The 22,564-nt window shown below is 67.9% G+C and carries 20 protein-coding genes and 1 pseudogene; 11 read left to right on the top strand and 10 right to left on the bottom strand.

What is annotated here, in order from left to right:
* A pseudogene (sod, locus tag AUR65_RS06695) lies at positions 1-294 on the bottom strand (superoxide dismutase [Mn]); the annotation flags it as partial.
* A gap of 116 nt (positions 295-410) precedes the next feature.
* On the bottom strand, positions 411-1,406 hold the full coding sequence (locus AUR65_RS06690) for a hypothetical protein (protein WP_058566106.1): 996 nt from the start codon (positions 1,404-1,406) through the stop codon (positions 411-413).
* Between the two features lie 185 nt (positions 1,407-1,591).
* Between AUR65_RS06690 and AUR65_RS06685 the strand changes: the two genes are divergently transcribed.
* From AUR65_RS06685 to AUR65_RS06650, 8 genes are all read left to right on the top strand, one after another.
* Positions 1,592-2,785: a substrate-binding domain-containing protein gene (locus AUR65_RS06685; RefSeq protein WP_058566105.1), complete on the top strand. Its 1,194-nt coding sequence runs from the start codon at positions 1,592-1,594 to the stop codon at positions 2,783-2,785.
* Positions 2,786-2,847: 62 nt separating this feature from the next.
* Positions 2,848-3,981 carry a phosphate ABC transporter permease subunit PstC gene (gene pstC, locus AUR65_RS06680; protein WP_058566104.1) on the top strand — a complete coding sequence of 378 codons (1,134 nt, stop codon included), beginning with the start codon at positions 2,848-2,850 and terminating at the stop codon, positions 3,979-3,981.
* Complete coding sequence (pstA, locus tag AUR65_RS06675) at positions 3,981-5,603, top strand: phosphate ABC transporter permease PstA (RefSeq protein ID WP_058566103.1); 1,623 nt, start codon at positions 3,981-3,983, stop codon at positions 5,601-5,603. Before pstC ends, pstA begins: the two co-directional genes overlap by 1 nt.
* A gap of 2 nt (positions 5,604-5,605) precedes the next feature.
* Positions 5,606-6,553: a phosphate ABC transporter ATP-binding protein PstB gene (gene pstB / locus AUR65_RS06670; protein ID WP_058566102.1), complete on the top strand. Its 948-nt coding sequence runs from the start codon at positions 5,606-5,608 to the stop codon at positions 6,551-6,553.
* 230 nt (positions 6,554-6,783) lie between these two features.
* The gene (locus tag AUR65_RS06665) at positions 6,784-7,872 is read left to right on the top strand and encodes a phosphate uptake regulator PhoU (protein ID WP_058566101.1); all 1,089 of its coding nucleotides are present in this window, start codon (positions 6,784-6,786) and stop codon (positions 7,870-7,872) included.
* Between the two features lie 147 nt (positions 7,873-8,019).
* Positions 8,020-8,853 (top strand): SDR family NAD(P)-dependent oxidoreductase, encoded by an 834-nt coding sequence (locus tag AUR65_RS06660; RefSeq protein WP_058566100.1) that lies wholly within the window; start codon positions 8,020-8,022, stop codon positions 8,851-8,853.
* A 3-nt stretch (positions 8,854-8,856) separates the two neighbouring features.
* Entirely contained in the window at positions 8,857-9,144 is a 288-nt protein-coding gene (locus AUR65_RS06655; protein WP_058566099.1) for a hypothetical protein, read from the top strand.
* Between the two features lie 123 nt (positions 9,145-9,267).
* Positions 9,268-9,888: a TetR/AcrR family transcriptional regulator gene (locus AUR65_RS06650; protein WP_058566098.1), complete on the top strand. Its 621-nt coding sequence runs from the start codon at positions 9,268-9,270 to the stop codon at positions 9,886-9,888.
* 282 nt (positions 9,889-10,170) lie between these two features.
* Here the strand turns inward: AUR65_RS06650 and AUR65_RS06645 are convergent, their stop codons facing one another.
* The 4 genes from AUR65_RS06645 to AUR65_RS06630 all read right to left on the bottom strand — a co-directional run bounded on the left by AUR65_RS06645 (position 10,171) and on the right by AUR65_RS06630 (position 14,652).
* A complete protein-coding gene (locus tag AUR65_RS06645; RefSeq protein WP_058566097.1) occupies positions 10,171-11,073 on the bottom strand; it encodes a pyridoxamine 5'-phosphate oxidase family protein in 903 nt (300 codons plus the stop codon).
* A 75-nt stretch (positions 11,074-11,148) separates the two neighbouring features.
* Positions 11,149-12,822 (bottom strand): hydroxysqualene dehydroxylase, encoded by a 1,674-nt coding sequence (locus AUR65_RS06640; protein ID WP_058566096.1) that lies wholly within the window; start codon positions 12,820-12,822, stop codon positions 11,149-11,151.
* A gap of 129 nt (positions 12,823-12,951) precedes the next feature.
* Positions 12,952-13,545 (bottom strand): hypothetical protein, encoded by a 594-nt coding sequence (locus AUR65_RS06635; protein ID WP_058566095.1) that lies wholly within the window; start codon positions 13,543-13,545, stop codon positions 12,952-12,954.
* A gap of 60 nt (positions 13,546-13,605) precedes the next feature.
* Positions 13,606-14,652 carry a pyridoxal-phosphate-dependent aminotransferase family protein gene (locus AUR65_RS06630; RefSeq protein WP_058566094.1) on the bottom strand — a complete coding sequence of 349 codons (1,047 nt, stop codon included), beginning with the start codon at positions 14,650-14,652 and terminating at the stop codon, positions 13,606-13,608.
* Positions 14,653-14,742: 90 nt separating this feature from the next.
* Here AUR65_RS06630 and AUR65_RS06625 point away from each other — a divergent pair, with 90 nt between their 5' ends.
* The 3 genes from AUR65_RS06625 (at position 14,743) to AUR65_RS06615 (ending at position 18,132) form a co-directional block, all read left to right on the top strand.
* A complete protein-coding gene (locus tag AUR65_RS06625) occupies positions 14,743-15,747 on the top strand; it encodes an AIR synthase family protein (RefSeq protein WP_058566093.1) in 1,005 nt (334 codons plus the stop codon).
* 159 nt (positions 15,748-15,906) lie between these two features.
* Positions 15,907-17,235 carry a cobyrinic acid a,c-diamide synthase gene (locus AUR65_RS06620; RefSeq protein ID WP_058566092.1) on the top strand — a complete coding sequence of 443 codons (1,329 nt, stop codon included), beginning with the start codon at positions 15,907-15,909 and terminating at the stop codon, positions 17,233-17,235.
* A gap of 177 nt (positions 17,236-17,412) precedes the next feature.
* Positions 17,413-18,132 (top strand): cob(I)yrinic acid a,c-diamide adenosyltransferase, encoded by a 720-nt coding sequence (locus AUR65_RS06615; RefSeq protein ID WP_058566091.1) that lies wholly within the window; start codon positions 17,413-17,415, stop codon positions 18,130-18,132.
* A gap of 60 nt (positions 18,133-18,192) precedes the next feature.
* Here the strand turns inward: AUR65_RS06615 and AUR65_RS06610 are convergent, their stop codons facing one another.
* From AUR65_RS06610 to AUR65_RS06595, 4 genes are read right to left on the bottom strand one after another with little or no spacing between them, the layout of a single operon-like run.
* Positions 18,193-19,281: a LeuA family protein gene (locus AUR65_RS06610; protein ID WP_058566090.1), complete on the bottom strand. Its 1,089-nt coding sequence runs from the start codon at positions 19,279-19,281 to the stop codon at positions 18,193-18,195.
* Positions 19,282-20,550 (bottom strand): CaiB/BaiF CoA transferase family protein, encoded by a 1,269-nt coding sequence (locus AUR65_RS06605; RefSeq protein ID WP_058566089.1) that lies wholly within the window; start codon positions 20,548-20,550, stop codon positions 19,282-19,284. It lies immediately after the preceding gene.
* The gene (locus tag AUR65_RS06600) at positions 20,547-21,698 is read right to left on the bottom strand and encodes an ABC transporter ATP-binding protein (protein WP_058566088.1); all 1,152 of its coding nucleotides are present in this window, start codon (positions 21,696-21,698) and stop codon (positions 20,547-20,549) included. The genes AUR65_RS06605 and AUR65_RS06600 overlap by 4 nt, the downstream gene beginning before the upstream one ends.
* The gene (locus AUR65_RS06595) at positions 21,698-22,564 is read right to left on the bottom strand and encodes a carbohydrate ABC transporter permease (RefSeq protein ID WP_058566087.1); all 867 of its coding nucleotides are present in this window, start codon (positions 22,562-22,564) and stop codon (positions 21,698-21,700) included. Before AUR65_RS06595 ends, AUR65_RS06600 begins: the two co-directional genes overlap by 1 nt.

Here is a 22,564-nt window from a genome sequence, read left to right as displayed (position 1 = left end):
GCGGTCTGCGAGCGCACCCTCGGGCTCGTCGCCGCCTTCCGGCGACATGTTCTGCCAGAACAGGTCGTGCAGAATGTGACCGGAGCCGTTGTGGGTGACGTTGCGGAGCGCGCCGGCGGACGAGCCGAACTCGCCTGCTTCGCGGTTCTCGGCGAGGGTCTCCTCGGCCGCGTTCCAGCCGTTGACGTAGCCCTGGTGGTGGGTGTCGTGATGCCACGTCAGCACCTGCTCGGAGATGTGGGGCTCAAGCGCGTCGTACTTGTACGGGAGGGGGTCAAGTTCGTAGTCTGACATTGGTGTTCGCAGTTAGACCAAGGGACCAGACACACATGTACTTTCGCTGAACGCGATTTACGTAGTGGATGTGATATGTATGTCAGCGAATGACTTCGGACCGCGCGCCGCTCGCACTACCCGTCGTCGCCGACCCGGGCGTCCTCGAGTTCGGCCTGCACCGCACCCCACGACACCGGCGGTTCGAACGCGGCCAACGTCGCCTCGAACGACTCGATTCGCGCCCCGTACTCGTCGGTCCACGACGGACGGGCGAGGTCGCCGAGTCGCCCGCGGAGCCGTTGCACGCGGGCGTCGAGTTCGTCGAGGTTAGCGGCGGCGTCGCCGAGGCCGTCGTTCTCCGCGACCGACTCGGGAGCCAGTTCCCGCAGATCGGCGAGTTCGGCCCGCACGTCCTCGACCAGCAGGTCAGAGACGCGGGCGCGGAGCGCGGCGTTGTACCACTCGGCCGCGCGCTCGTCGTCAGCGCCCTCGGCGGCATCGGCGTCGTCTTCAGACTCCTCCGCGTCGGCGACGGCCTCGACCCGGTCGGCGAGTCCGTCGAGCGACTGTTCGAGCGCCGCCACGTCGCCGTCGAGCCCGCGCACGCGAACGTCGTGGTTCGAGAGCCATCGCTCGAACTTCTCGATGTCGAGCTGTATATCGTCCGCGTGCGCGGTGAGCGCCTGCGACTCGGACGCGACCTCCCGGAGTCCGAGCACGATGTCGTAGACGGACCGGGGGTCGTCGCGCCAGTCGGAGAGCTCCTGTAGCTCTTCGCCGAGCGATTCGACCTGCTCCGTCGCGTTCGCGACCTGCGACTCGAACACGTCGAGACGGGACCGAACGGCACCGACGGCCGCGTCGTCGCCGGCGGCCTCGCGGGCGTCGTCGAGGTCGATGGACGCGAGTTCGACGCGCGTCTCCGCGGTCGAGAGAATCATCGACGTGTCCGTGACCGCCGAATCGACGCCGTCGGCCGTCACCGTGCCGTCTTCGGTCACGTGGTCGAGCACCGCGCGAACGGTGTCCGGGTCGCGAGCGTCGTCCGCGGCGACGACGCGGTCGACCGCCTCGGATTTCGACAGACCGACGATACGTTCGGAGCCTGTGGTTCCGTCCTGCTGAGCCATCGTGCGTACGTCTCTCGGGACCCGTTATATTTTCTGTCGTCTCGATTACGTTCGCGTATATAGTCCTCCGTACTGATGTGTGCGCTAATATCGGACTATTTCGTCTCTTAGTGTTACGTTGAACTCTGATAGAACTAAACCGGTATTATAAACGCATTTTATTTAAAACCGGGTCTGACCACGTGATGGCGCAAGATTCCAAGAAGTTGGCAGGCAGCGTATCACGTCGGCAGTTCCTCGTCGCTTCGAGCGCGGCGGGCGTCGCGGGGCTCGCCGGTTGTTCGGGGCAGTCGAACCCCGAGACCGACGCGCCGGCGACCGAAGAAGAAGAGACGGACGCTCCGGAGACCACGACCTCGACCCCCGAGGAGACGAGCGAATCGAGCGCGCCGCAGATGCTCACCGCCGAGGGCTCCTCGACGGTGTATCCCATCGCGAACAAGGGGAGCTCCTACTGGAACTCCAACGCGCCGCCGAGCGACGGCGAGTACTGGGGTTCGAACGACGAATCTACCGTCCCCGGCTGGGACGAACTCGGCGCACCGGACATGCGTCTGGCCGACTACTTCGCGTCCCTCTACGGCTTCGAGCCGACCGAGACGCAGGCGAACCCCGCGTTCGCGACGTCCATCGGCCTGAGCCACTCCGGGACGGGCTGTAAGTCCGTCCGCGACGGTCTCGTCGACATCGGTAACTCGTCGGGTCCGATCACGGCGGAACTCGGCATCAGCGAAGAAGAGCGCGACGCGAACTACGTGGACCACGTCCTCGGCCGCGACGGCCAGCCCGTCGTCGTCTCGAAGGACGTCTACGACGCGGGCGTGACGGAACTCACCGGCGAAGAAGTCCGCCAAATCTACCAGGACGAGATCACCAACTGGAGCGAAGTCGGCGGCCACGACCAGGAGATATACGTGGTCGGCCGCGCGGAAGGCTCCGGGACGGACACCTCGTTCCGCCTCAACATGCTCGGCAGCGCCGACGCCTCGATGGAGGGCGTCGACACCCGTAAGGGCCAGAACCAGCAGGTTGCGACCGTCGTCCAGCAGAACGACGGTGCCATCGCGTACATGGCACTCGCCTTCACCGGCCCGGAGGTCCAGCCCATCGGTATCGAATTCGAGGGCACGCTCTACGCGCCGGACAAGAGCGCGGAGCACACCATCTTCGACAGCGACTACCCGCTCAACCGCGACCTCCACCAGTACACGACCATCACGGAGGACACCCCGAGCGGGACGGACATGCGCGAAGCCGCGTTCATGAACATGTTCCTGACCACGTTCGGTCAGAAGGTGTTCGTCGAGGACAACAACTACATCCCACTGCCTGACAAGGACCTCCAGTCCGAGAAGGACAAGCTTCCGAGCCAAGTATAACGCGGCTCGGACGCGGTAGCGGTTCCTGAACCTCGTTCTTTCCATTCATCGACGCTCCAATCATGAACGTACTTCCAAACTCCGACGGTGCCGGCCTCCGAGCGGCGGCTCGGCGAGGGCTCCGGCGCGGTCGCGACTTCGTCGACGAGACGCCGCCCGACGCGCTCGTCACGGTCACGGTCGCGGCGGTGTCGCTCCTCGCGGCGTTCGCGGGCTTTCTGGCCGTCTCGTCGCTGACGGCCGTCCCGTTCGCGGTGTTCCTCGTCGCGACGGGCTACGGCTGGCTCAGACACCAAGAATTGACAGCGCGCGTGCTCACGCTGACGACGACGGTCTCGACCATCCTCGTCCTCGGGCTCATCCTCGTCTTCATCTTCGCGGAGGCGTGGCCGACCGTGCAGTACGCGACCGTGAACGTCTTCGGCATTCCGATTCCGGGTCTGCGGCTCTTCATCGAGACGCGCTGGAGTCCGGTGACGCCGCCGATTCAGTACTCGCTCGTCCCGATGATTCACGGGACGGTACTCGTCACCATCATCGCGACGGCCGTCGCCGCCCCGCTGGGCGTGGCCGCGGCGCTCTTCCTCAGCGAAATCGCCCCGCAGACCGTCCGAGAGGTCGTCAAGCCGGGCGTCGAGATTCTGGCGGGTATCCCCTCTATCGTCTACGGCTTCATCGGCTTCACCATCCTCAGCCCGTGGGCGGCCGACCAGTTCGACATCGTCGGGCAGGGCACGTACCTCTTCGTCGGTATCGTCGTCGGGCTGATGGCGCTGCCGACGGTCGTCTCGGTCGCCGAAGACGCCCTCAACAGCGTCCCCGAATCGATGAAAAGCGGGTCGCTCGCCCTCGGAACGACCGACTGGCAGACCATGACCTCTATCACCCTGCCGGCGGCCTTTTCGGGCGTCTCGGCCGCGGTCCTCCTCGGCGTGGGTCGCGCCATCGGCGAGACGATGGCCGCGACCGTGATGCTCCGCGGCAGTCCGGGCCTCACGAAGCCGCTGTACAACATCTTTTACGGTAACGACACGCTCACGTCGCTCATCGCGGCGAACTACGGTGACGCCGACGGCCTCCAGCTCTCCGCGCTGTTCGTCGCGGGCGTCATCCTGTTCGTCACGGTGCTGTTCCTCAGCATCGGGTCGCAGTACATCGAGGCGCGCATGCGCCAGAAGCTCGGAGGTGCCGACTGATGGCGGGCGCGACTGAATCCACGCTCGTCAGCGAAGACACCACCGAGACCGAGGCGGTCGCCGCCGGCGCGGTGGGGCTGGCGGCGGTGCTGTTCGCCCTCTCGCTCGCGGCGATGTTCGAACTCGTGACCATCACCGACCCCGTCGCGGGCGTTCCGATGGTCGCGCTCCTCGGCGGGCTGTTGGTCCTCCTCGGCCTCGCCGTCATCGGCTTCGGCGTCGGCTCTCGACTCGGCTACGTCGCCACCAACCCCAGACCGACCGCCGGACTGGTCGCCTCGGCGGCGTTCGCGCTTATCTGGTTCGTCGTCGGCGGACTCGTCGCCTCGCAGACGCTCGGGCTCGGGACGGCCGGATGGGTCGTCGCGTCGCTCGTCACCGGCGGGGTCGGGTTCGCGGTGAGCGCGCTCCCCCGCGAAGACATCGGCTCGACGCTCCCCGCTGGCGCGCTCGCCGCGTTCGCCGGTCTCGTCTTCCTCACCGGCGTCATCGGGCCGTCGTGGGTGTGGGACCTCGGCTGGGAACAGCAGGCGTCGTTCAACGCCGAGTTCACGATTCCCGTCCTGACGGGATTCTGTTCCCTGCTCGTCGGCTGGGCCGCCGCGAAGGCCTACGGCGGGTTCGGCGCGCGCGGCCGACACATCGGCGCGTACGTCCTCGTCTACCTGAACGCCCTCTCCATCATCGCGGTGCTGTTCCTCCTCGTCGCGTTCACGGTGCTGAAGGGCCTGCCGGGACTGTTCAACGGGTTCGCGTTCGGCGCGGGTGCGGGTCCCGAAGTGACGCTCGTCGGCGTGACGTTCTCGCTTCCCCTCTCGTGGCCGTTCGTGATGAACGGCGTCGCGCTCCTCAACGACGTGAACGGCGTTCTCCCGGCCATCGCGGGCACGATTTGGCTCGTCATCGGGGCGGTGCTGTTCGCCGTCCCGCTGGGCGTCGGCGCGGCCGTCTTCATCACCGAGTACGCGGACCGCGGGCGCTTCACGCAGGTCGTCGAAATCGCGACCAACGGCCTGTGGAGTACGCCCAGCATCGTCTTCGGGCTGTTCGGTCTGGCGTTCCTCGTCCCCCGACTCGGCAACCAGAAGTCGCTGCTCGCGGGGATGCTCACGCTCGGCTTCATGCTCCTCCCGCTCGTCGTCATCACGAGTCGGGAGTCGATGCTGGCGGTCCCCGACGAGTACCGCGACGCGAGCGCGGCGCTCGGCGTCACGAAGTGGCAGACCATTCGGAGCATCGTCCTTCCGGCGGCGCTCCCGGGCATCATCACGGGCATCATCCTCGGCGTCGGGCGTATCGCCGGCGAGACCGCCCCGATTCTCCTGACCATGTCGGGGAGCGTCGCCCCGCCGGGCAGCCAGACGGTCGACGTGCTCGGCGGCTTCCAGTTCCAGTCTGCGCCGCCGTTCGTCACCAATCCCGAACTGATGCAGGCGACGTCGGCGCTTCCGTATCAGCTCTACTCGCTTATCACCGCGGGCGTCGGGCAGTCGTCGAACATCGGCGCTATCGACGAGTTCCGGTGGGCGACGGCGCTCATCCTGCTCGTGGTCGTCTTGGGCTTCTACGCGGTCGGCATCGCGACGCGGTACTACTTCCGGAGTAAACTGCAGCACGAGTAACCATGAGTGAAACCAGACAGACGGCGGACGACGCACAGGCGACGACGGACAGCGAACCCGGCGGCGCGAGCCCCGGCACCGGCCAGCCGCTCGAGGTCACGAGCGGCGAGACGCGCGAGCGGACCCGCGAGGAGTGGGTCGAACACGAGTTCGAGGGCGAAGCGAAGCTCTCGGTCTCCGACCTCGACGTCTACTACGGCGACGACCACGCGCTGAAGGGCGTCTCGATGGAGATTCCCGAGAACAGCGTCACGGCACTCATCGGCCCCTCGGGGTGCGGGAAATCGACGTTCCTCCGGTGTCTCAATCGGATGAACGACCGCATCAAGGCCGCGCGCATCGACGGCTCGGTTCAGCTCGAAGGCGAGGAGATCTACCAAGAGGGCGTCAACCTCGTGGAACTGCGCAAGCGCGTCGGCATGGTGTTCCAGTCGCCGAACCCGTTCCCGAAGAGCATCGCGGACAACATCTCCTACGGGCCGCGGAAGCACGGCGACCTCGACACCGGTCTGCTCGCCAACCTGCTCGGCCGGAGCGACGACGACGCGGTCGACGAACTCGTCGAGCACTCCCTCCGACAGGCGGCGCTGTGGGACGAAGTACAGGACCGACTCGACGACAACGCCCTCGGACTCTCCGGCGGCCAGCAACAGCGGCTCTGCATCGCCCGCGCGCTGGCGACCGACCCCGAGGTGCTCCTCATGGACGAGCCGGCGTCGGCGCTCGACCCCATCGCGACCTCGAAAATCGAGGACCTCGTCCACGACCTCGCGGAGGAGTACACGGTCGTCATCGTCACGCACAACATGCAGCAGGCGGCGCGCATCTCGGACCAGACGGCGGTGTTCCTCACCGGCGGCGAACTCGTCGAGTACGGCGACACCGACCAGGTGTTCGAGGACCCCCAGAGCCAGCGCGTCGAGGACTACATCAGCGGCAAGTTCGGGTAACGCGCGGGTTCGACCCCGAACCGACGCCGACCCGCGCCGAGCGTCCCCGCGGCTGACGACGCCGACTTCGACTTCCCGACGTGACGACGGTTTTCGACGACCTGCAGCCGTCGAAGCCGGACAGTCGGCGGCGACGCTCGCTTTTCGTCAGTCGAATCACCCGCCGAGGCGGGGGCGGCGTCACCGCGGAAGTGGCACGCAGACAACACGGTTTCAGACACGCCAACACAATGGAGACACGCAAGATACAGCAGGTCAGCAACGGGACGTTCACCGTCTCACTCCCCCGAGAGTGGGCGGACGGCGAGGGCATCACCGCCGGCACCGTCGTCAACCTCCACACGCACCTCGACGGGATGCTCGTCATACAGGCACCCGAGTGCGAGGACGACTCGTCGATGCAGTTCACGGTGACCGTCCGCGGGGGTAACGCCGAAGACGGGGGCGACCCGGCCGTCGGTGACACCCTCGAACAGACGCTCCGAGCGGCCTACGCCGCCGGGTCGAAACAGGTCGTCATCGAGGCCGACGGGACGTTCGACGCCGAACAGCGACAGGCCGTCAGGCGGGTCGCTCGCAACCTCGTCGGCGTGACCATCACGGAGGAGTCGGACACCGCCGTCACGGTTCGGAACGTCCTCGACGCGAACGAGGTCTCCATCCGCCAGTCGGTCCGACAGCTCCAGTTCGTCGCCGTCTCGATGCACCGCGACGCGACCGCCGCGCTCACCGGGGCCGCACCCCTCGACGGCTTCGCGGAGCGCGACAACCGCGCCGACCGCCTGTTCGCTATGGTCGACCGGCACTTCACCCGCGGGCTCGACCGCCTCGACGAGGTGGACGCCCTCGGCGAGACGCGCCCGGAACTGTTCCGCCTCCACACCGCGGCCCGCGAGTTAGAGCGCGTGGCCGACCAGGCCGAGCGAATCGCCGCCGTCGCGTCGGCGGTCCCCGACCCGCTTCCCCCCGCGGTCGCCGACGAGGTGTCCGAACTCGCCGAACTGGTTCCAGAGGCGCTGGAAGCCGCGGTGCAGGTCGCACTCGAAGGTGACGACCCCGACGCGGCGCGGGAGGCGCTGGTGGCACGCGACCGAGTGTGCGAGGGTCTCGCGGACGTGGAGCAACGGCTGTTCGAGGACGTGGACGCCGACGCCGACTACCGGTTCGCGCACGCGCTCCACGCGCTCGAACGGACGGCAGAACACGCCGGCAACGTCGCCGAAGTCGGCCTCCGAACGGCCGTCCGAACGCGCAACATGGACGAGCGTCCGGCCCGGGAGGGCGGAAACGAGTCCGCGGAACACTCCCAGAGCGCCTGACGCAACTGTTCTCTGCGCACGTTTCTCGGCGTCCTGAACTCGCTTCTGGAGTCGGTCCGCTGTTTCTATCGGAGCCTGTGGGCTATCGCGGGGTCGCCGCCCGGGAAAGCTTATTAATTGACCAGTTAATTAAACGGGATACAGACTATGAAGGGACTAGACGGAAAAACGGCAGTCGTAACGGGTGGCGGTTCGGGAATCGGGCGAGCGACGGCGGAGCGATTCGCGGCAGAGGGCGTGAACGTCGTGGTCGCCGACGTCGTCGAGGAGACGGGCCGCGAAACGGTCGCTCGCATCGAGGCCGCCGGTAACGAAGCGACGTTCGTCGCCGTCGATGTCACCGACGCGGAGTCGGTCCAGCGAATGGTCAAGGTCGCGGTCGACAAGTACGGGAGCCTCGACATCGCGTTCAACAACGCCGGCGTCCTCACCGGGTTCGCGGAGACGACGAGCATCAGCGAAGAGCAGTGGGAGCGGCTCATCAACATCAACCTGAAGGGCGTCTGGGCGTGCATGAAGGCCGAACTCCCCGTCATGAAGAAGCACGGCGGCGTCATCGTCAACACGGCTTCGGAGGCGGGCCTCGTCGGGATGGGCGGACTGTCGAGCTACTCGGCGAGCAAACACGGCGTCGTCGGCCTGACGAAGTCGGTCGCCCTCGAGTACGCCGGTCAGGGCGTCCGGGTCAACGCCATCGCCCCCGGCCCGACGAAGACGAACATCTCGTCCAGCATGTTCGACGACGGGTTCCTGTCTTCGATACCGTTCCTGAGCCGGCTCGACAAGTTGGTGCAACTGCTCAAGATGGCGGTTTCGACGATGCGGGCCGAGTTCGACACGTCCGCCATGCGGGACGTTCCGATGGGACGCGTCGCCGAGCCGGAGGAGATAGCCGGGGCAGTCGCGTTCCTCTGTTCGTCCGACGCCTCGTTCATCACCGGACACACGCTGCCCGTCGACGGCGGGCAGGCGGCCGACTGAGCGATGGCGACGAGACGAGACCACGTCGCGTTCGCCTTCCTCGGCCTGTTCGGGACGAACGCGGTCCCGCACCTCGTCAAAGGAATCACCGGACAACGACACCAGACCCCAGCGGGCGAGGATTCGAGCGCCGTCGCGAACGTCGTTTGGGGGAGTGCGAACGCCGCGGTCGCCGTCGGACTCGGCTGGCGGTACCGGGACGCGGTCACGCGGGAGACGCTCGCCACCGCGTTCGGGACGGGCGTTCTGTTCGCCGTCTCGCTCGCCTCCTACTGGAGCGAAGACGAATGAGGTCCGCTCGGGGGTCGCTCACCGACGCGAGGCACCGTCGGCCGCCGCGGCCGGCTACCGCAGACGGTCGCAGCGATGAGAATACTGAATACCGGCCGTCGAAGAATGCGAACAACTGACGCGATGAGTGACAATCCCGGGACCAAACAGCGAATCAGGGAAGCCGCGTTTCGCGCGCTCTCCGAGCACGGATACGCGGACCTCACCATCAAGGACATCGGTGAGGAACTCGGACAGAACCCGTCCATCATCTACCACTACTTCGATAGCAAAGACGAGTTGTTGCTCTCGATGCTCGACGACTTCGTCGAGATATTCGTCGGGCGGCGATTGGAGCAGCCGGTGACGGACGCGAAGGCGGAGCTTCGGGCGTTCGTCGACCAGATTCTCCACCCGTCCGCCGCGCAAATCGAAGCGGCCATGCACGCACCTCCGACCGATATCGAGACTGCCGTCGCGCGAGTCTTCGTCGAGTTGTGGGCGCACGCGACGTGGGACGACGCGTTCCGTGAGGAGACGACGCGAGTCGACGGCCGGATGCGGGACGCACTCGCGTACGTTATCGAAGGCGGCATCGAGAACGGAGAGTTCCGACCCGTAGACGTGGAACTGACCGCCACTCACGTCCACTTTCTCGTCAAACAGGGACTGCACACCCGGTCGACGACGAACTGGGACGACGCCGCCGAGCGGGCACAGCACCTCATCGACGGAATCGTCGCCGACATCTCCGTCAACGACTGAACCGACTCGACGCCGTCGGTACCGAGCCTCCGACTAACTCACTACCTAGCGCCGTCACCAAAGAATGTGCGCCGGTTCCTGCTCTCGTTAGCAGCTGCCAACAAGCTTCGAGACACAGGGAGTTACGGAGGCCGTCCTGTCTGGCGAGGTCAGCCGTAAGAAAGCAATCGAAGAGGTCCGCCGTGTTCGTCTGACGAGGCGGGCGCGGACGACCCGACAGTTTGCTGTCGCTACCGGTGCCACCAGTCGCCGACGGAGAGACGAAGTCCGCGAGTGCGCACCTCACCACTCGATGAGCGTCCGAAGACGGGGGACCGGTCTGTACGTCTGTCCACGGTCAGCGAAGTAGGTCCGCGTCCGACGTTTTCCGTCGACGATGAACCGAAGACGGTCCCGTGCCGTTCGGTTCCGCAGGTGGAACGAACTGGCGGGGTCGAACACCAGTCCGCGCGCGTCCTCCCGACACCGGCCGCGGATGAGTCGCTGTTCGAGCTTTTCGAGGTCCGCGTCGTGCCAGTGGGCGAGGACGCACGCGGGCTGGCCGTCAACCGGCGTCACATCGTCCGGCGGCGTCAACCGGAGCCGACCGTCGCGGACGGTCGCAGACGAAACCGGCCAGCTACGGGGATACCCCGCGTCGTCGGTGACGGTCGCGACCATCTGGTCGTAGGTCTCCGCCTCTCCGCTGTCGACGCCGGCCGCGCTCCACGTCGGCACCGTCGTCGTGCCATCAGTCGGCCGCTCGTCGATTGCAGTCGGTCGAATCTCGACGAGGATTCGGAGCCCGTACCAGTCCAGAAGCAACAGTCCGAGCCGCGTCCCGAGGAACTCGGCGGCCTCGACCATCGCCGTCCGTTTCGGCGACGGCGGTTCGTCGCGGATGAGTCGCTCGACGACGGCGGTGTTCGCTTCCAGGTCGGCGTCGCGAACGGTCGCCCGCCCAGTCAGGTGCAGTCGGCTCTCGTCTTCGCGGAGTAGGAGCGACATCCGCGGGTTGGCCGCCGCTTGCTCGGCCTTCCCCGCGAACGCCGGCGCGGCCGTTACGACGACGACCTCCCGCTCGCGGTCGAAAAAGGGCGTGACCGGCACCACCGCCGGGCGGTCGCCGCGGGCCGTCGCGAATTCGGCCGTCAGCGAGTCGTACACGGCGTCTCGAATCCGCTCGGTCGCGGCCGACACCGTCACGGACGCCTCCTACGGCGCGGCAATCTGCCGGTCGTTTCGGGAGCTTCGACGGGAGCCAAGCGCCGCGGCCAACGGTCAGTCATCCAGTCCCCAGCCGCTCGTTCGCAGACCTCGGAAGGTCGACCGCAGTCCGCGCTCGGCCTCGCCGGGATGTGGAAGCCCCAGCCGAAACGCGACCTCGTCCTGCCGCTTCGGCGGGTCGAACAGTTGTGGCTCAGACAGCCCCCAGACAGTCGGCGGCGGCGCGCCGGCCCCCGTGCGCTCGACGATGCCGCCGACGGCTCGGCGGGCTGCCTCGTTGGCGCTCTCCATCGTCGCCAAGTCAGTATCCGTGCGGACGTAGTCGGCCGCCAACACGAGGTTCGGCGCGTCGGTCACCGCCGGGGGCCGGTCTCGGAGCGAGCCGACCGTGTTAATCAACAGCGGTTCGTGGTTCTCCATCCCGTCGCCGGTGTCGACGATTGCGGGGTCGAGCACCCAGTCGTACAGGTACTCGGCCGAGAGCCGCTCCGCATCTCGGTTGAGGTGAGCCGTCAGTTGGTGCCAGACCTCGGTTTTGATCTCCTCGCGGCTACACTCGCGGGCCGGCTTGTCGTACACCGCCCCCGGGGTCTCCCAGTCCGAGATAATCGCGGAGAGGACCCCCTGAATCTCGCCGTCGGCGCACGTCTCGATGTCGAACGGGCCGTCGTCCCAGAACTGACGCTGCGAAATCGCCGTCAGCGCCCACGGGGAGTCGGTGTACGCTTGATGGCCGCGCGCGAGCGGCAGGTCCTCGGTGAGATAGAACTGAATCCCGTTCATCCAAGCGGTGTTGAGTCGCCCGACGGTTCCGAGCGACGGGGCCGCCAGTCGAAGTTCCGGCGTCACCAACGAGGCCATTACCTCGACCGGAAGCGCCGCCACGTAGTAGTCCGCGGTCACTCGTTCCCCGCCGGCGAGTTCGACGCCGGTGACGCGACGGCCGTCGGAGTCGATCTTCGTGACAGGCGACTCCGTGCGGACGGACACGCCCAGCGAGTCCAGATAGGACTCCCACGGCGCAATCCAGACCTCGCTCGTCGGGCCGTTGAGCACCGCCTCAGTCGGCCGGTTGGGGTCGAGTTGGTCGAGCATCAACTGCGCGTATATCTGTCCGATAGTGCGGGCGCTGCCGCGCTGGGGTTTCAACGCGACGAGCGCCTGCGTGCTCTCGGCGAGGTGCTTGCGGTAGGCCGGTGACTGCGCCTCCGCGTCGACGAACTCCCACCACGACACGCGGTCGAGTTCCCGCTCGCGGCGCGCCCGACAACTCGTCAGCAGCACCAGCAGACGCCGGAGGAAGTAGTTCGTCTCGGCGGGGCTGATTTCGCCGCCGCCGATTGTCGGTTTGAGCGCGGCGACCCACTCCGCAATCGTGTTCGGCGTCCGCGTCTCGGACCGCATCTCTTCGCCCGTCGTCGTCGCGATGAGCGTCTCGTTCGTCTCGACGAGGTTGTCCGCGACCGTGCCCCCGGACGGTCGCGGGATTCGGCCGAGCGTGTCGCGGAGATTCCGATAGAACCCCGGGAAGAATCGGAACCCGTGTTCTGCCGGCAGTAAGTGGCCGTCGTCACCGGAGGGGACCGAGAAGCTCCGAGCTTTCCCGCCCAGTCGCGATTTGGCCTCGTACACGGTCACGTCGAAACCGCGTTCCCCGAGTTCGTGCGCCGCGCTCAGCCCACCGACCCCTCCCCCGAGAACGGCGACTCGAAAACTGCCTGCTGACATACGCTACTCGTGGTGCGAGACGGAATAATTATTTGCAATATCGAAGCATCTGCCGTCTCAGCGGCTGAGAACCCCGAACCGTGACGGAGAATACGGAGACAGGGCGATGACGGGGCGGTGAGAGCGTCACTACAACGTGGTCGTGTCTTCGGGAACGAGATTCGTCAGGGCGCGGTCGCCGAACAGGACGACGAGCGCCGCGCCGACGAGGTTGAAGACGAGGTCGAGCGCGGTGTCGACCCGACCGTAGGAGACGAGCACGGGGTCGATGCCGAGCGCGTCGGCCCCGCGGTGGATGGCGTACTCGGCGAGTTCCCAGAGCAGGCCGGCGCAGACGACGGCCGCGAGGACGCGGGTCGAAGGGTCGCGGCCGCGGCGACGCGAGAGCACGTGGACGACCCCGCCGAGAATCGTCGCCGAGTGGGCGTGAGTGAGGTGGTCCCACCACCACACGTCGTCGTAGGGGCCGAGCATCCCGACCGAGTGGGTCAACATGGCCGATTCGACGTAGACGCGTTGCCACGGGCGGAACTCGACGCCGGCCAGTCGCTCGACGGCGTCGGGGAGGTACGTGCCCGCGAGTCCGAACACGGCGTTCACCATCGCCGCGGGGTTGCGGCGGCGGAGCCCTGCCAGAAACACGACGACGATTGCGTATCTGATTCCGTCGTCCGGTTCCGGCCACGCCCTCGAATCGCTCGTCTCGGTCACGATTGTTCTCACCGAGACTGTCGTCGGCTTCGGGTAAAAGCGTTGACAGCCAGCAGCGGCCGGTCCGCGTCCTCAGACGACGGTCGCGAGCGCGTCCATCACGCGGTCGACCTTCTCCACGTCGGCGTTGTAGCCCATGTGACCGACCCGCAGGATGTCGTCGGCGAGGTCGGCGAGACCGGTCGCGAGGACGACGTCGTGTTCGGCTTCGAGTTCCGCTTGGACGCGTTTCGCCTCGCCGGGGAGGTGGAACGCCGTCACCGTCGGGGCGCTCCGGTCGGCGTCGGGGTAGATATCGAGTCCGAGGTCGGCCCCGCGCTCGCGGCAGTGCGCGGCGGCGTCCTCGTGGCGCTCGTAAACCGCGTCGAGGCCCTCTTCGAGGAGCATCGACAGCGACTCGTCGAGTGCGGCGACGTTCGCGCCGAGATGGGTGTACGGGAACCCCTCGCTCGTGTCGCGCCACGGCAGGAGATTCGTGTAGAGGGAGTCGGGGTCGCGGTCCTCGATGACCTCCCACGCGCGGTCGCTGACGGCGGCCGTCGTCAGTCCCGGCGGCGAGCTAAACGCCTTCTGGGACGCGCCGAGGTTGATGTCGATGTGTTCGCTCGGGACGGGCGTCCCGCCGAGCGAGGAGACGGCGTCGACGATTGTCAACACGCCGTGGTCGGAGAGCAGTTCGAGCACCGGCGCGATGTCGTTGAGCGTGCCCGTCGGCGTCTCGCAGTGGACCATCGTGGCGACCTCGAACTCGCTCTCGTCGAGCGCCGCTTCGACGCCCGCCACGTCGAGCGGGTCGGTGTAGTCGGCGCCGACGACCGTCGGGTCGCCGCCGTAGCTCTCGACGAAGTCGGCGAAGCCGTCGCCGTAGAGGCCGTTCGAGACGCAGAGCACGTCGTCACCGGGGGCGACCGTGGAGGCGATGGCGGCTTCGAGGCCGAGGATACCCTCGCCGCCCATGACGACCACGTCGTCGTCGGTGTCGTAGACGCGCCCGAGTTTCTCGCAGACGCCGTCGTAGGTGTCGAAGAACGACTGCTCGATGTCGGGGTTCGGCATCGGCTCGCTCAGTCGGTCACGGACCCGCGGCGGAACGGCCGTGGGGCCGGGTGTCATCAGCATGGCTTCCCGTTACGAACAGAGCGTCTTAGCAGTACGGCATCCGCCGGCGGACGGGAAGGCACAAAAGCGCCCTCGCCGTCAGCCACGTGTATGGGCAAACTCTCACATGCGGACCTCGACCGCTACGTCTTCTCGCGGACGGGGGCCCCCAACGACGACCTGCTCGTCGGGGCCGGCTACGGCGAGGACGCCGCCGCCGTCGCCACCGACGAGGGGGCGATGGTCGTCAGCACCGACCCAATCTCGCTCGCCGCCGAGCGCATCGGCACCCTCGGCGTCGCCATCGCCAGCAACGACGTGGCCGCCTGCGGGGGCGTCCCCGAGTGGCTCGTGAGCACCGTCCTCCTCCCCGAACCGGACGTGGACCTCCTCGACGACATCACCGCCCAACTCGACGCGGAGGCGAGCAGACTCGGCATCAGCATCATCGGCGGCCACACCGAGACGGTCGCCGGCCTCTCGCGACCGCTCCTCTCGCTTACCTGCATGGGACCGACCGACCGATACGTCCCGACGAGCGGCGCTGAACCCGGCGACGCGGTGATTCTCACCAAGGGGGCCGGCATCGAAGGCACGGCCGTCCTCGCCACCGACTTCCGCGCCGACCTCGATGCCGCCGGCGTCGATTCCGAGACGGTCGACCGCGCCGCGGGCTTCTTCGACGACATCAGCGTCCTGCCCGAGTCCGCGGTGCTCGCGCCCGCCGCAACCGCGATGCACGACCCGACCGAGGGCGGCGTCCTCAACGGACTGGTCGAACTCGCCTGCGCCTCGGGCGTCAGCATCGAGGTCGATACCGACGACGTGCCCGTCCGGCCCGAGACGCGGGCGCTCTGTGACGCGATGGGCGTCGACCCGATGCGGATTCTCGGCTCCGGCGCGCTCCTCGCGGCGGTCCCCGAAGACGAGGCCGACGACACACTCGCCGCGCTCGACGCCGAGGGAATCGAGGCGACGGTCGTCGGAACCGTCGAAGCGGCGGACGACGGCGCGAACGCGGATACGGACTCGGCCGCTCCGGCCCCGGGCGTCGTCTACGACGGGAGTCACTACGCCGACGGCGTCGAAGACGACATGTACGACCTCTGGGACTGAGCCGAACGCGAGTCGCCGACTACGCCGCCCCTCGGCGACCCGACCCAACACAACTTTGACTACTGAAATTCCACTTGTTGATATGACTGCCGAACGCCCGTCTCGACTCGCGAGCGACCCGCCGGAAGCGCCGTCCGCGACGCGGACCGCGGTGACCAGATGAGAGGCGTCGTCGTCGCCGGCACGGCCTCCGGCGTCGGGAAGACGGTCACGACGCTCGCGGTGTGCCGCGCGCTCGAACGAGAAGGGTACGCGGTCCAACCGGCCAAGGCCGGTCCCGACTTCATCGACCCCTCGCACCACGCCGCCGTCACCGGGAAACCGTCGCGGACGCTCGACCCGTGGCTCGAAGGCGACGACGGCATGCGCCGGACCTACGCCCGCGGCGAGGGAGATATCTGCGTCGTCGAGGGCATGATGGGCCTCTACGACGGCGACACCTCGACGGCCCGCGTCGCCGCCCTCCTCGACCTCCCCGTGGTCCTCGTCGCGGACGCGAGAGCCGGGATGCAGAGCGTCGCGGCGACGGCCTACGGCTTCCGGACCTACGCGGACCGGATGGGAATCGACGCCGACGTGGCCGGCGTCATCGCCTCCCGCGCCCACGGCGGCCGCCACGCCGAGGGCATCCGCGACGCGCTCCCCGAGGAGCTGCCATACCTCGGTCGAATCCCGCCGAGCGACGACCTCGAAATCCCGGAGCGCCATCTCGGACTCCACCTCGGCGACGAGGCCCCGCTGTCCGACGAGGCGCTCGACGCCGCGGCCGACGGAGTTCGCGCCGACGCGCTCGCGGAGGTTGCGCGGGAACCGGAGTGGGACACCGAAGAGTTCGAAGCGGGCATTCGAGCTGAGCCAGTCCAAGCCACGAATTCGGACGGCCCGACGGTCGCCGTCGCCCGCGACGAGGCGTTCTGTTTCGTCTACCCGTCCACGTTGGAGCGATTGGAATCGCTCGGCACCGTCTCGTACTTCTCGCCGGTCGGCGGCGACGACCTCCCGGACTGCGACGGCGTCTACCTCCCCGGCGGCTACCCCGAGCGGTTCGCCGCGGACCTCGCGTCGTCGCCGACGCTCCCGGCGCTCGCCGACCGGGCCGCCGACGGCCTCCCGGTGTTCGGTGAGTGCGGCGGCCTAATGGCGCTCTCCGAGTCGCTGACGACGACCGACGGCGACACCCACGAGATGGCCGGTATCCTCCCCGCGGACGTGACGATGCAGGAGCGCTATCAGGCGCTCGACCACGTGGAACTCCGCGCAACCGACGGGACGCTGACCGCCGACGCGGGCGAGACGCTCCGCGGCCACGAGTTCCACTACTCGTCGGCGGACCCGGCGACGGACGCCCGGTTCGCCTTCGACGTGAAGCGCGGGACCGGCATCGACGGCCGCGAGGGGCTCACCGAGTACCGAACTCTCGGTACCTACGCGCACGTCCACCCCGAAAGCGGGGCGTTCGACCGCTTCGTCTCGCGGCTGACGGACTAACCACGGCGAAGGCGCGGCGCGTAAGAGCGCGAGCGCGTGAGAACGAGAGGCGAGCGCGGCGAACCCCTATATACGAAGCCGCGACAAGCACCGACCGACGACCGACCAACGCGGGGCGGAACGGACCGGTTCGGTCCGCGCCGACCCGACTGCGACACCGACTTCGAATTCACTACGATGACCGACGCACCCGACGGAACCACCGAAACAGACGACGAAACCACCCCCGACTCGGTTCGGGCGAACACCCCCGGCCGCGGCGTCCGCCCGGAAGCGGCCGCCATCGAACCCGCCGCGCCCGACGACTTCGGCCTCGTGCAGGTGTGGTGGGGCGACGGCAAGGGCAAGACCACGGCCGCGATGGGCATGGGCTTTCGCGCCGCCGGCCACGGCTACCGCGTCCACATGCTCCAGTTCCTGAAGGGCGGCGCGGACTCCGTCGAGGCCGTCCGCGGGGAGTACAACGCCATCGCGGCGATGCCCGGCTTCTCCTTCGAGAACCTCGGTCACTACGGCTGGGCCGGCATGGCCGACGGCAGCGACGACGCAGACCACGAGGCGCAGGTCGCCGCCGGTCTCGACCGGGCGCGCGAACTCATCGACGCCGCGGCCGACGCCGACCTCTCGAACCCCCTCGACCTCGACGGCCCGGCCGAGAACGGCGTCCACTTCCTCATCATCGACGAACTCCTCTACGCCGTCGCGATGGGACTGCTCGACGAGGAAGACGTGCTCGACCTCGTGGAGCGAAAGCCCGAAAATCTCGAACTCGTGTTGACCGGGAGCCACGAGGAGCCGACCTACATGTACGACGCCGCGGACCTCGTGACCAACGTCAGAAAGGAGAAACACCCCATCGACGCCGGCCAGCGCGCGAGAAAAGGAACGGAATACTGAACCGCGTTATTCCGGCTCAACACCGACTGAGCGCCGACTGAGCGGTGAGACAGCGCCGATTCAGAGCCGCCGAGCGATGTCCAGCGCCTCGTCGGTCGGCACCGGTTCGTCCAGCGACCGGAGCGTCTCGACGAGCGCCGCGACCTTCGTTTCGTCGGGGTCGTCGCCGACCCGCTCCAAGAGCCGGCGGGCCGCGCCGGTCCCGCTCTGCGGGCCGAAGTAGAGCGTCCGCGACCCGCCGAAGACGGCCGGGTCGAACGGTTCGAACGTCGCCGGGTCGTCGAGCATCGCCGCCGTGTGGAGCCCGGACTCGTGGGAGAACACGTCCGCGCCGAGCACCGATTTCTCCGCCGGCACCGACTCGCCGAGCGCCGTCAGCACGTCGTTCGCCCGGGGGATGAGCGTCGAAGGGTCGAGCGCGGGGCGGTTCACGGCGCGGCTCGTCTCGGCCGCGACGACGAACTCCTCGACGGGGACGTTGCCGGCGCGCTCGCCGATACCGCCGACCGACACGTCCACTTTCTGCACGTCGTGGGCGACCGCGGTGAGCGCGTTGGCCGTGGCGACGCCGAGGTCGTCGTGGAAGTGGACGCCGAGGCGGGCCGGGTCGGTGTCGAGGTCGTGGAGGAACGACGACACCTCGAACGGCGTCTTCGAGCCCACGGTGTCCGCGATAGTGAGGTACGTCGCGTCTATCGAGTCGAACAGGTCGTCGAGGAACGCGGGGTCGGTCCGGAAGCCGTCCATCGCGGTGAAGTGGACTTCCAGCCCGGTCTCGGTCGCGGAATCGACCGTCTCACCGACGAGCGAGCGCAGTTCGTCCGCGTCCTTCCCGAGCAGTTCGGTCCGCTGTCGCTCGCTGGTCGGCGCGAACACGTCGATGACGTCGACGCCGGCGTCGACCGCGGCCTCGACGTCCTTCGGGACGGCCCGGGCGATGCCCGTCAGTTTCGTCTCCACGTCGACCGCGTCGCAGACCGCTCCGGTCTGTTCGCCCGCGATGGGGAAGCCGACCTGCACGTAGTCGACGCCGAGGTCGTCGAGGGCGCGGACGGCCGCGACTTTCTGTCCCGTCGTGTAGGACGCGCCGGGGCGCTGTTCGCCCTCGCGGCAGGTCACGTCGAGGAGGACCGGTTCCGCGGCGGCCATTCAGACCCCTCCCGCGCGCCGGAGCGCGTCGATGGCCGCGTCGTCGTAACCGAGCGACGAGAGAATCGCCTCGGTGTGCTCGCCGAGCTTCGGCGGGTCGGTCGATTCGGGGCGGTCGAAGCCGCTGGCGACGACGGGGAACCGCGGAACGCTGACCGACCGCGACGTTCCCTCGGCGGTCTCGACCTCGGTGAAGAAGTCGGTCGCCCGCAGGTGAGGGTCCGCCGCGACCTCGTCCATCGAGTTCACCTTGGCGACGGGGACGCCGACCTCGCGCAGACCGGCGACGAGGTCGTCCGCCGGGTAGGTCTCGCATTCGGCGCGGAGCAGGTCCATGAGTTCGTCGAGGTTCTCCCGGCGGTCCGGGAGCGTGTCGAACCGGTCGTCCTCGTGGAGGTCGAGGCCGAGCGCCTCGCAGAGCGCGGTCCACTGGCGCTCGCCGGAGGGGCCGATGAACACCCACTCGTCGTCGGCCGTCTCGAACACGTCGTAGGGTGCCCAGTTGGGGTGTGACGCGCCCATCGGCCCCGGCACGTCGTCGTAGGCCTCGGTGTACGCGAGCCAGTAGCCCATCATCGAGACGGTGGACTCGAACAGCGGCGCGGTCACCTTCGACCCCTCGCCGGTCCGGTCGCGGCGGTAGAGCGCCCCGAGGACCGCTATCGCGCCGTAGAACGACGCCGCCATGTCGGCGATGCTCGTGCCCGACCGAACGGGGGGCATCCCCTCGTGGCCGGTGACGCTCATCAGCCCGGACAGCGCCTCGGCGATGGGGTCGAGCGCGGGGTACGACTCGTAGGGGCCGGGGTTGAACCCCTTGATGGAGCAGTAGACGAGGCCCGGGTGCGTCTCTCGCAACTGCTCGTAGCCGATGCCGAGTCGCTCGGCGGTCCCCGGCGCGTAGTTCTCGACGACCACGTCGGTCTCGTCGAGCAGGTCGAAGAACGCGTCGAGCGCCGCGTCGGACTTGAGGTCGAGCGTGAGGCTCCGCTTGTCCCGGTTGACGTAGTTGAACGAGCTGTTTCCGACCGGCGACGACCCGCGGATGAGGTCGCCGCCCTCCGGGTGTTCGACCTTGATGACGTCCGCGCCGAGGTCGGCGAGGAGCATCGAGCAGAACGGCCCCGCGATGATGTGGCCGAGTTCGAGGACGCGCACGCCGTCGAGCGGGAGCCCGGGCGACGCCGACGCGGTCGCAGAGCCGGTCGCGTCCGCGGCAGTCTCGGTGCTCTCGGAGCTCTCGGCGCGCTCGGCGCTGTCGCCGCTCATGGAGTGACGCCCCCCGCCCCGGCGGGCGACGACGAGCGCTCGCCGGCGCGCTCGGAGCCGAAGAGTATCGTCTCGCCGTCCTCGCCGAAGACGAAGGCGTCGGCGAGGTCGAACGACACGTCGAGGCGGTCGCCCGCGACCGCGTCGTCGACGGCGTCGCTCACCACGTCGAAGGGGGTGCCGTCTTCGAGGCGGCCGTGGACCACGGACTCGGTTCCGAGCGTCTCGACGACCTCCACGTCGACCGAGAGCCGACACGCCCCGTCGGAGCCCACGTCGAGGTACTGCGGCCTGATGCCGAGTCTGACGCGATCGCTGGTCGGGGCCTCGACGCCGGCCGGGAGCGAAAGCTCGAACCCGGGGCCGACGAGCGCGGTCCCGCCGTCTCCCGCCTCGACCGCGCAGTCGACCACGTTGGTCGAGGGCATACCGATGAACTGCGCGACGTACTCCGAGTTCGGGTAGTCGAACAGCTGTTTCGGCGGGTCGACCTGCGCGAGTTCGCCGTCGCGAAGCAGGACCACCTGGTCGCTCATCGTCATCGCCTCGGTCTGGTCGTGGGTGACGTAGACGACGGTCGTGTCGAGCTCCTGGTGGAGTCGCTGAATCTCGACGCGGAGGTCGGATTTGAGCTTCGCGTCGAGGTCGGACATCGGCTCGTCCAGAAGCAGCACGTCGGGGTCCTGCACGAACGCGCCGCCGAGGGCGACGCGCTGTTGTTGCCCGCCGGAGAGTTCGGCGGGCATCTTCTCCAACTGCGCTTCGATTTGGAGGACTGCGGCGGCCTCGTCGATGCGCTCGTCGCGTTCGGCCTTCGGGACGCCGTGAATCTTCAGGCCGTAGCCGATGTTCTCGCGGACGGACATGTGCGGGTAGAGCGCGATGGACTGGAACACCATCGAGACGTTGCGCTCCTGCGGCGGGAGGTCGGTCACGTCCTCGTCGCCGAACGAGACGGTGCCCGAGGTGGGCGTCTCCAACCCGGCCAACATGCGCAGGGTCGTCGTCTTCCCGCAGCCCGAGGGGCCGACGAAGGTCGTAAACGAGCCTTCGGGGATGTCGAGGCTGAGGTCGTCGACGGCGACGTGCGTGTTTCCGAGGGTTCGAAACTCCTTTCTGACGGTGTCGAGGTGGATGCTGGTTGCCATTATTCGAGGCCTCCAACGCTGAAGCCCTGGAGGAGGTATCGTTGCAGGAACAGTGCGATGAGGAACGGCGGAATCGAGATGAGAAGCGAGACGGCCATCGTCTCGCCCCAGCCGATGCTGACGCGGTCCAAGAACAGCGACGCGCCGACGGTGATGGTGTACATCTCGTCGCGGCTCATGACGACGCGCGCCATGGTGAAGTCGTTCCACGCGACGGCGAACGCGAAGATGGCCGCGGAGATGTAGCCGGGCCGGGCGACCGGCAGGACCACGTCTCTGACGGTGCGCCAGCGGCTCGCGCCGCGGACCCACGCGGACTCTTCGAGCGCGATGGGGACGGTCTGGAAGTACTGCCACATCAGCCAGATGCAGAACGGCGCGGAGATGGCCGTCAGCGCGAGGGTGAGCGCGAAGTGGCTGTTCAGCAGGCCGAGCGTCGAGAAGACGACGTACAGCGGGATGGCGAGGACGATGGGGCTGAACATGTACGAGAACAGCACCGCCCGCGCCGCCAGCGACTTCCCGGTGAAGTCGAAGCGCGTCAGGCCGTAGCCCGCCGCGACCGCGATAGTCGTCGAGAGGACGGTCGACCCGAGGGTGACGACGAGGCTGTTGACGAAGTACCGGACCGTGTCGGTCGACCCGAGGAGGACGAGGAAGTTCCGGAGCGACGGCTCGGTGGGAAGCAGGTTCACCCGCCCGCCGGCGAACGTCGTCGCCGGCGACTGGATGGCGATGACCACCATCACGTACACCGGGATGATGGTGAACACCGAGATGAGAAGCGCCGTCAGGTAGACGGCGATTCGCTGGAGGCGTTTCTGGGTGTCGTGGGAGACGAGGCCGCGACCGGCGGACGTCGCCAT

Origin of the sequence: Haloferax marisrubri (assembly GCF_001469875.2) — an archaeon.
GTDB lineage: Archaea > Halobacteriota > Halobacteria > Halobacteriales > Haloferacaceae > Haloferax > Haloferax marisrubri.
The sequence above is the reverse complement of the archived record's forward strand: the minus strand, read 5'-3'. Positions and strand labels throughout refer to the sequence as shown.

Excerpts from the sequence above, each read along its gene's own strand:
- AUR65_RS06640 (WP_058566096.1), bottom strand. The coding sequence starts at position 12,822 with ATGTCAGCAGGCAGTTTTCGAGTCGCCGTTCTCGGGGGAGGGGTCGGT.
- AUR65_RS06660 (WP_058566100.1), top strand. The coding sequence starts at position 8,020 with ATGAAGGGACTAGACGGAAAAACGGCAGTCGTAACGGGTGGCGGTTCG.
- AUR65_RS06690 (WP_058566106.1), bottom strand. The coding sequence starts at position 1,406 with ATGGCTCAGCAGGACGGAACCACAGGCTCCGAACGTATCGTCGGTCTG.
- AUR65_RS06650 (WP_058566098.1), top strand. The coding sequence starts at position 9,268 with ATGAGTGACAATCCCGGGACCAAACAGCGAATCAGGGAAGCCGCGTTT.
- AUR65_RS06665 (WP_058566101.1), top strand. The coding sequence starts at position 6,784 with ATGGAGACACGCAAGATACAGCAGGTCAGCAACGGGACGTTCACCGTC.
- pstA (WP_058566103.1), top strand. The coding sequence starts at position 3,981 with ATGGCGGGCGCGACTGAATCCACGCTCGTCAGCGAAGACACCACCGAG.
- AUR65_RS06600 (WP_058566088.1), bottom strand. The coding sequence starts at position 21,698 with ATGGCAACCAGCATCCACCTCGACACCGTCAGAAAGGAGTTTCGAACC.
- pstB (WP_058566102.1), top strand. The coding sequence starts at position 5,606 with ATGAGTGAAACCAGACAGACGGCGGACGACGCACAGGCGACGACGGAC.
- AUR65_RS06595 (WP_058566087.1), bottom strand. The coding sequence starts at position 22,564 with ATGGCGACGTCCGCCGGTCGCGGCCTCGTCTCCCACGACACCCAGAAA.
- AUR65_RS06615 (WP_058566091.1), top strand. The coding sequence starts at position 17,413 with ATGACCGACGCACCCGACGGAACCACCGAAACAGACGACGAAACCACC.
- AUR65_RS06625 (WP_058566093.1), top strand. The coding sequence starts at position 14,743 with ATGGGCAAACTCTCACATGCGGACCTCGACCGCTACGTCTTCTCGCGG.
- AUR65_RS06630 (WP_058566094.1), bottom strand. The coding sequence starts at position 14,652 with ATGCTGATGACACCCGGCCCCACGGCCGTTCCGCCGCGGGTCCGTGAC.
- AUR65_RS06620 (WP_058566092.1), top strand. The coding sequence starts at position 15,907 with ATGAGAGGCGTCGTCGTCGCCGGCACGGCCTCCGGCGTCGGGAAGACG.
- AUR65_RS06610 (WP_058566090.1), bottom strand. The coding sequence starts at position 19,281 with ATGGCCGCCGCGGAACCGGTCCTCCTCGACGTGACCTGCCGCGAGGGC.
- AUR65_RS06655 (WP_058566099.1), top strand. The coding sequence starts at position 8,857 with ATGGCGACGAGACGAGACCACGTCGCGTTCGCCTTCCTCGGCCTGTTC.
- pstC (WP_058566104.1), top strand. The coding sequence starts at position 2,848 with ATGAACGTACTTCCAAACTCCGACGGTGCCGGCCTCCGAGCGGCGGCT.
- AUR65_RS06605 (WP_058566089.1), bottom strand. The coding sequence starts at position 20,550 with ATGAGCGGCGACAGCGCCGAGCGCGCCGAGAGCTCCGAGAGCACCGAG.
- AUR65_RS06685 (WP_058566105.1), top strand. The coding sequence starts at position 1,592 with ATGGCGCAAGATTCCAAGAAGTTGGCAGGCAGCGTATCACGTCGGCAG.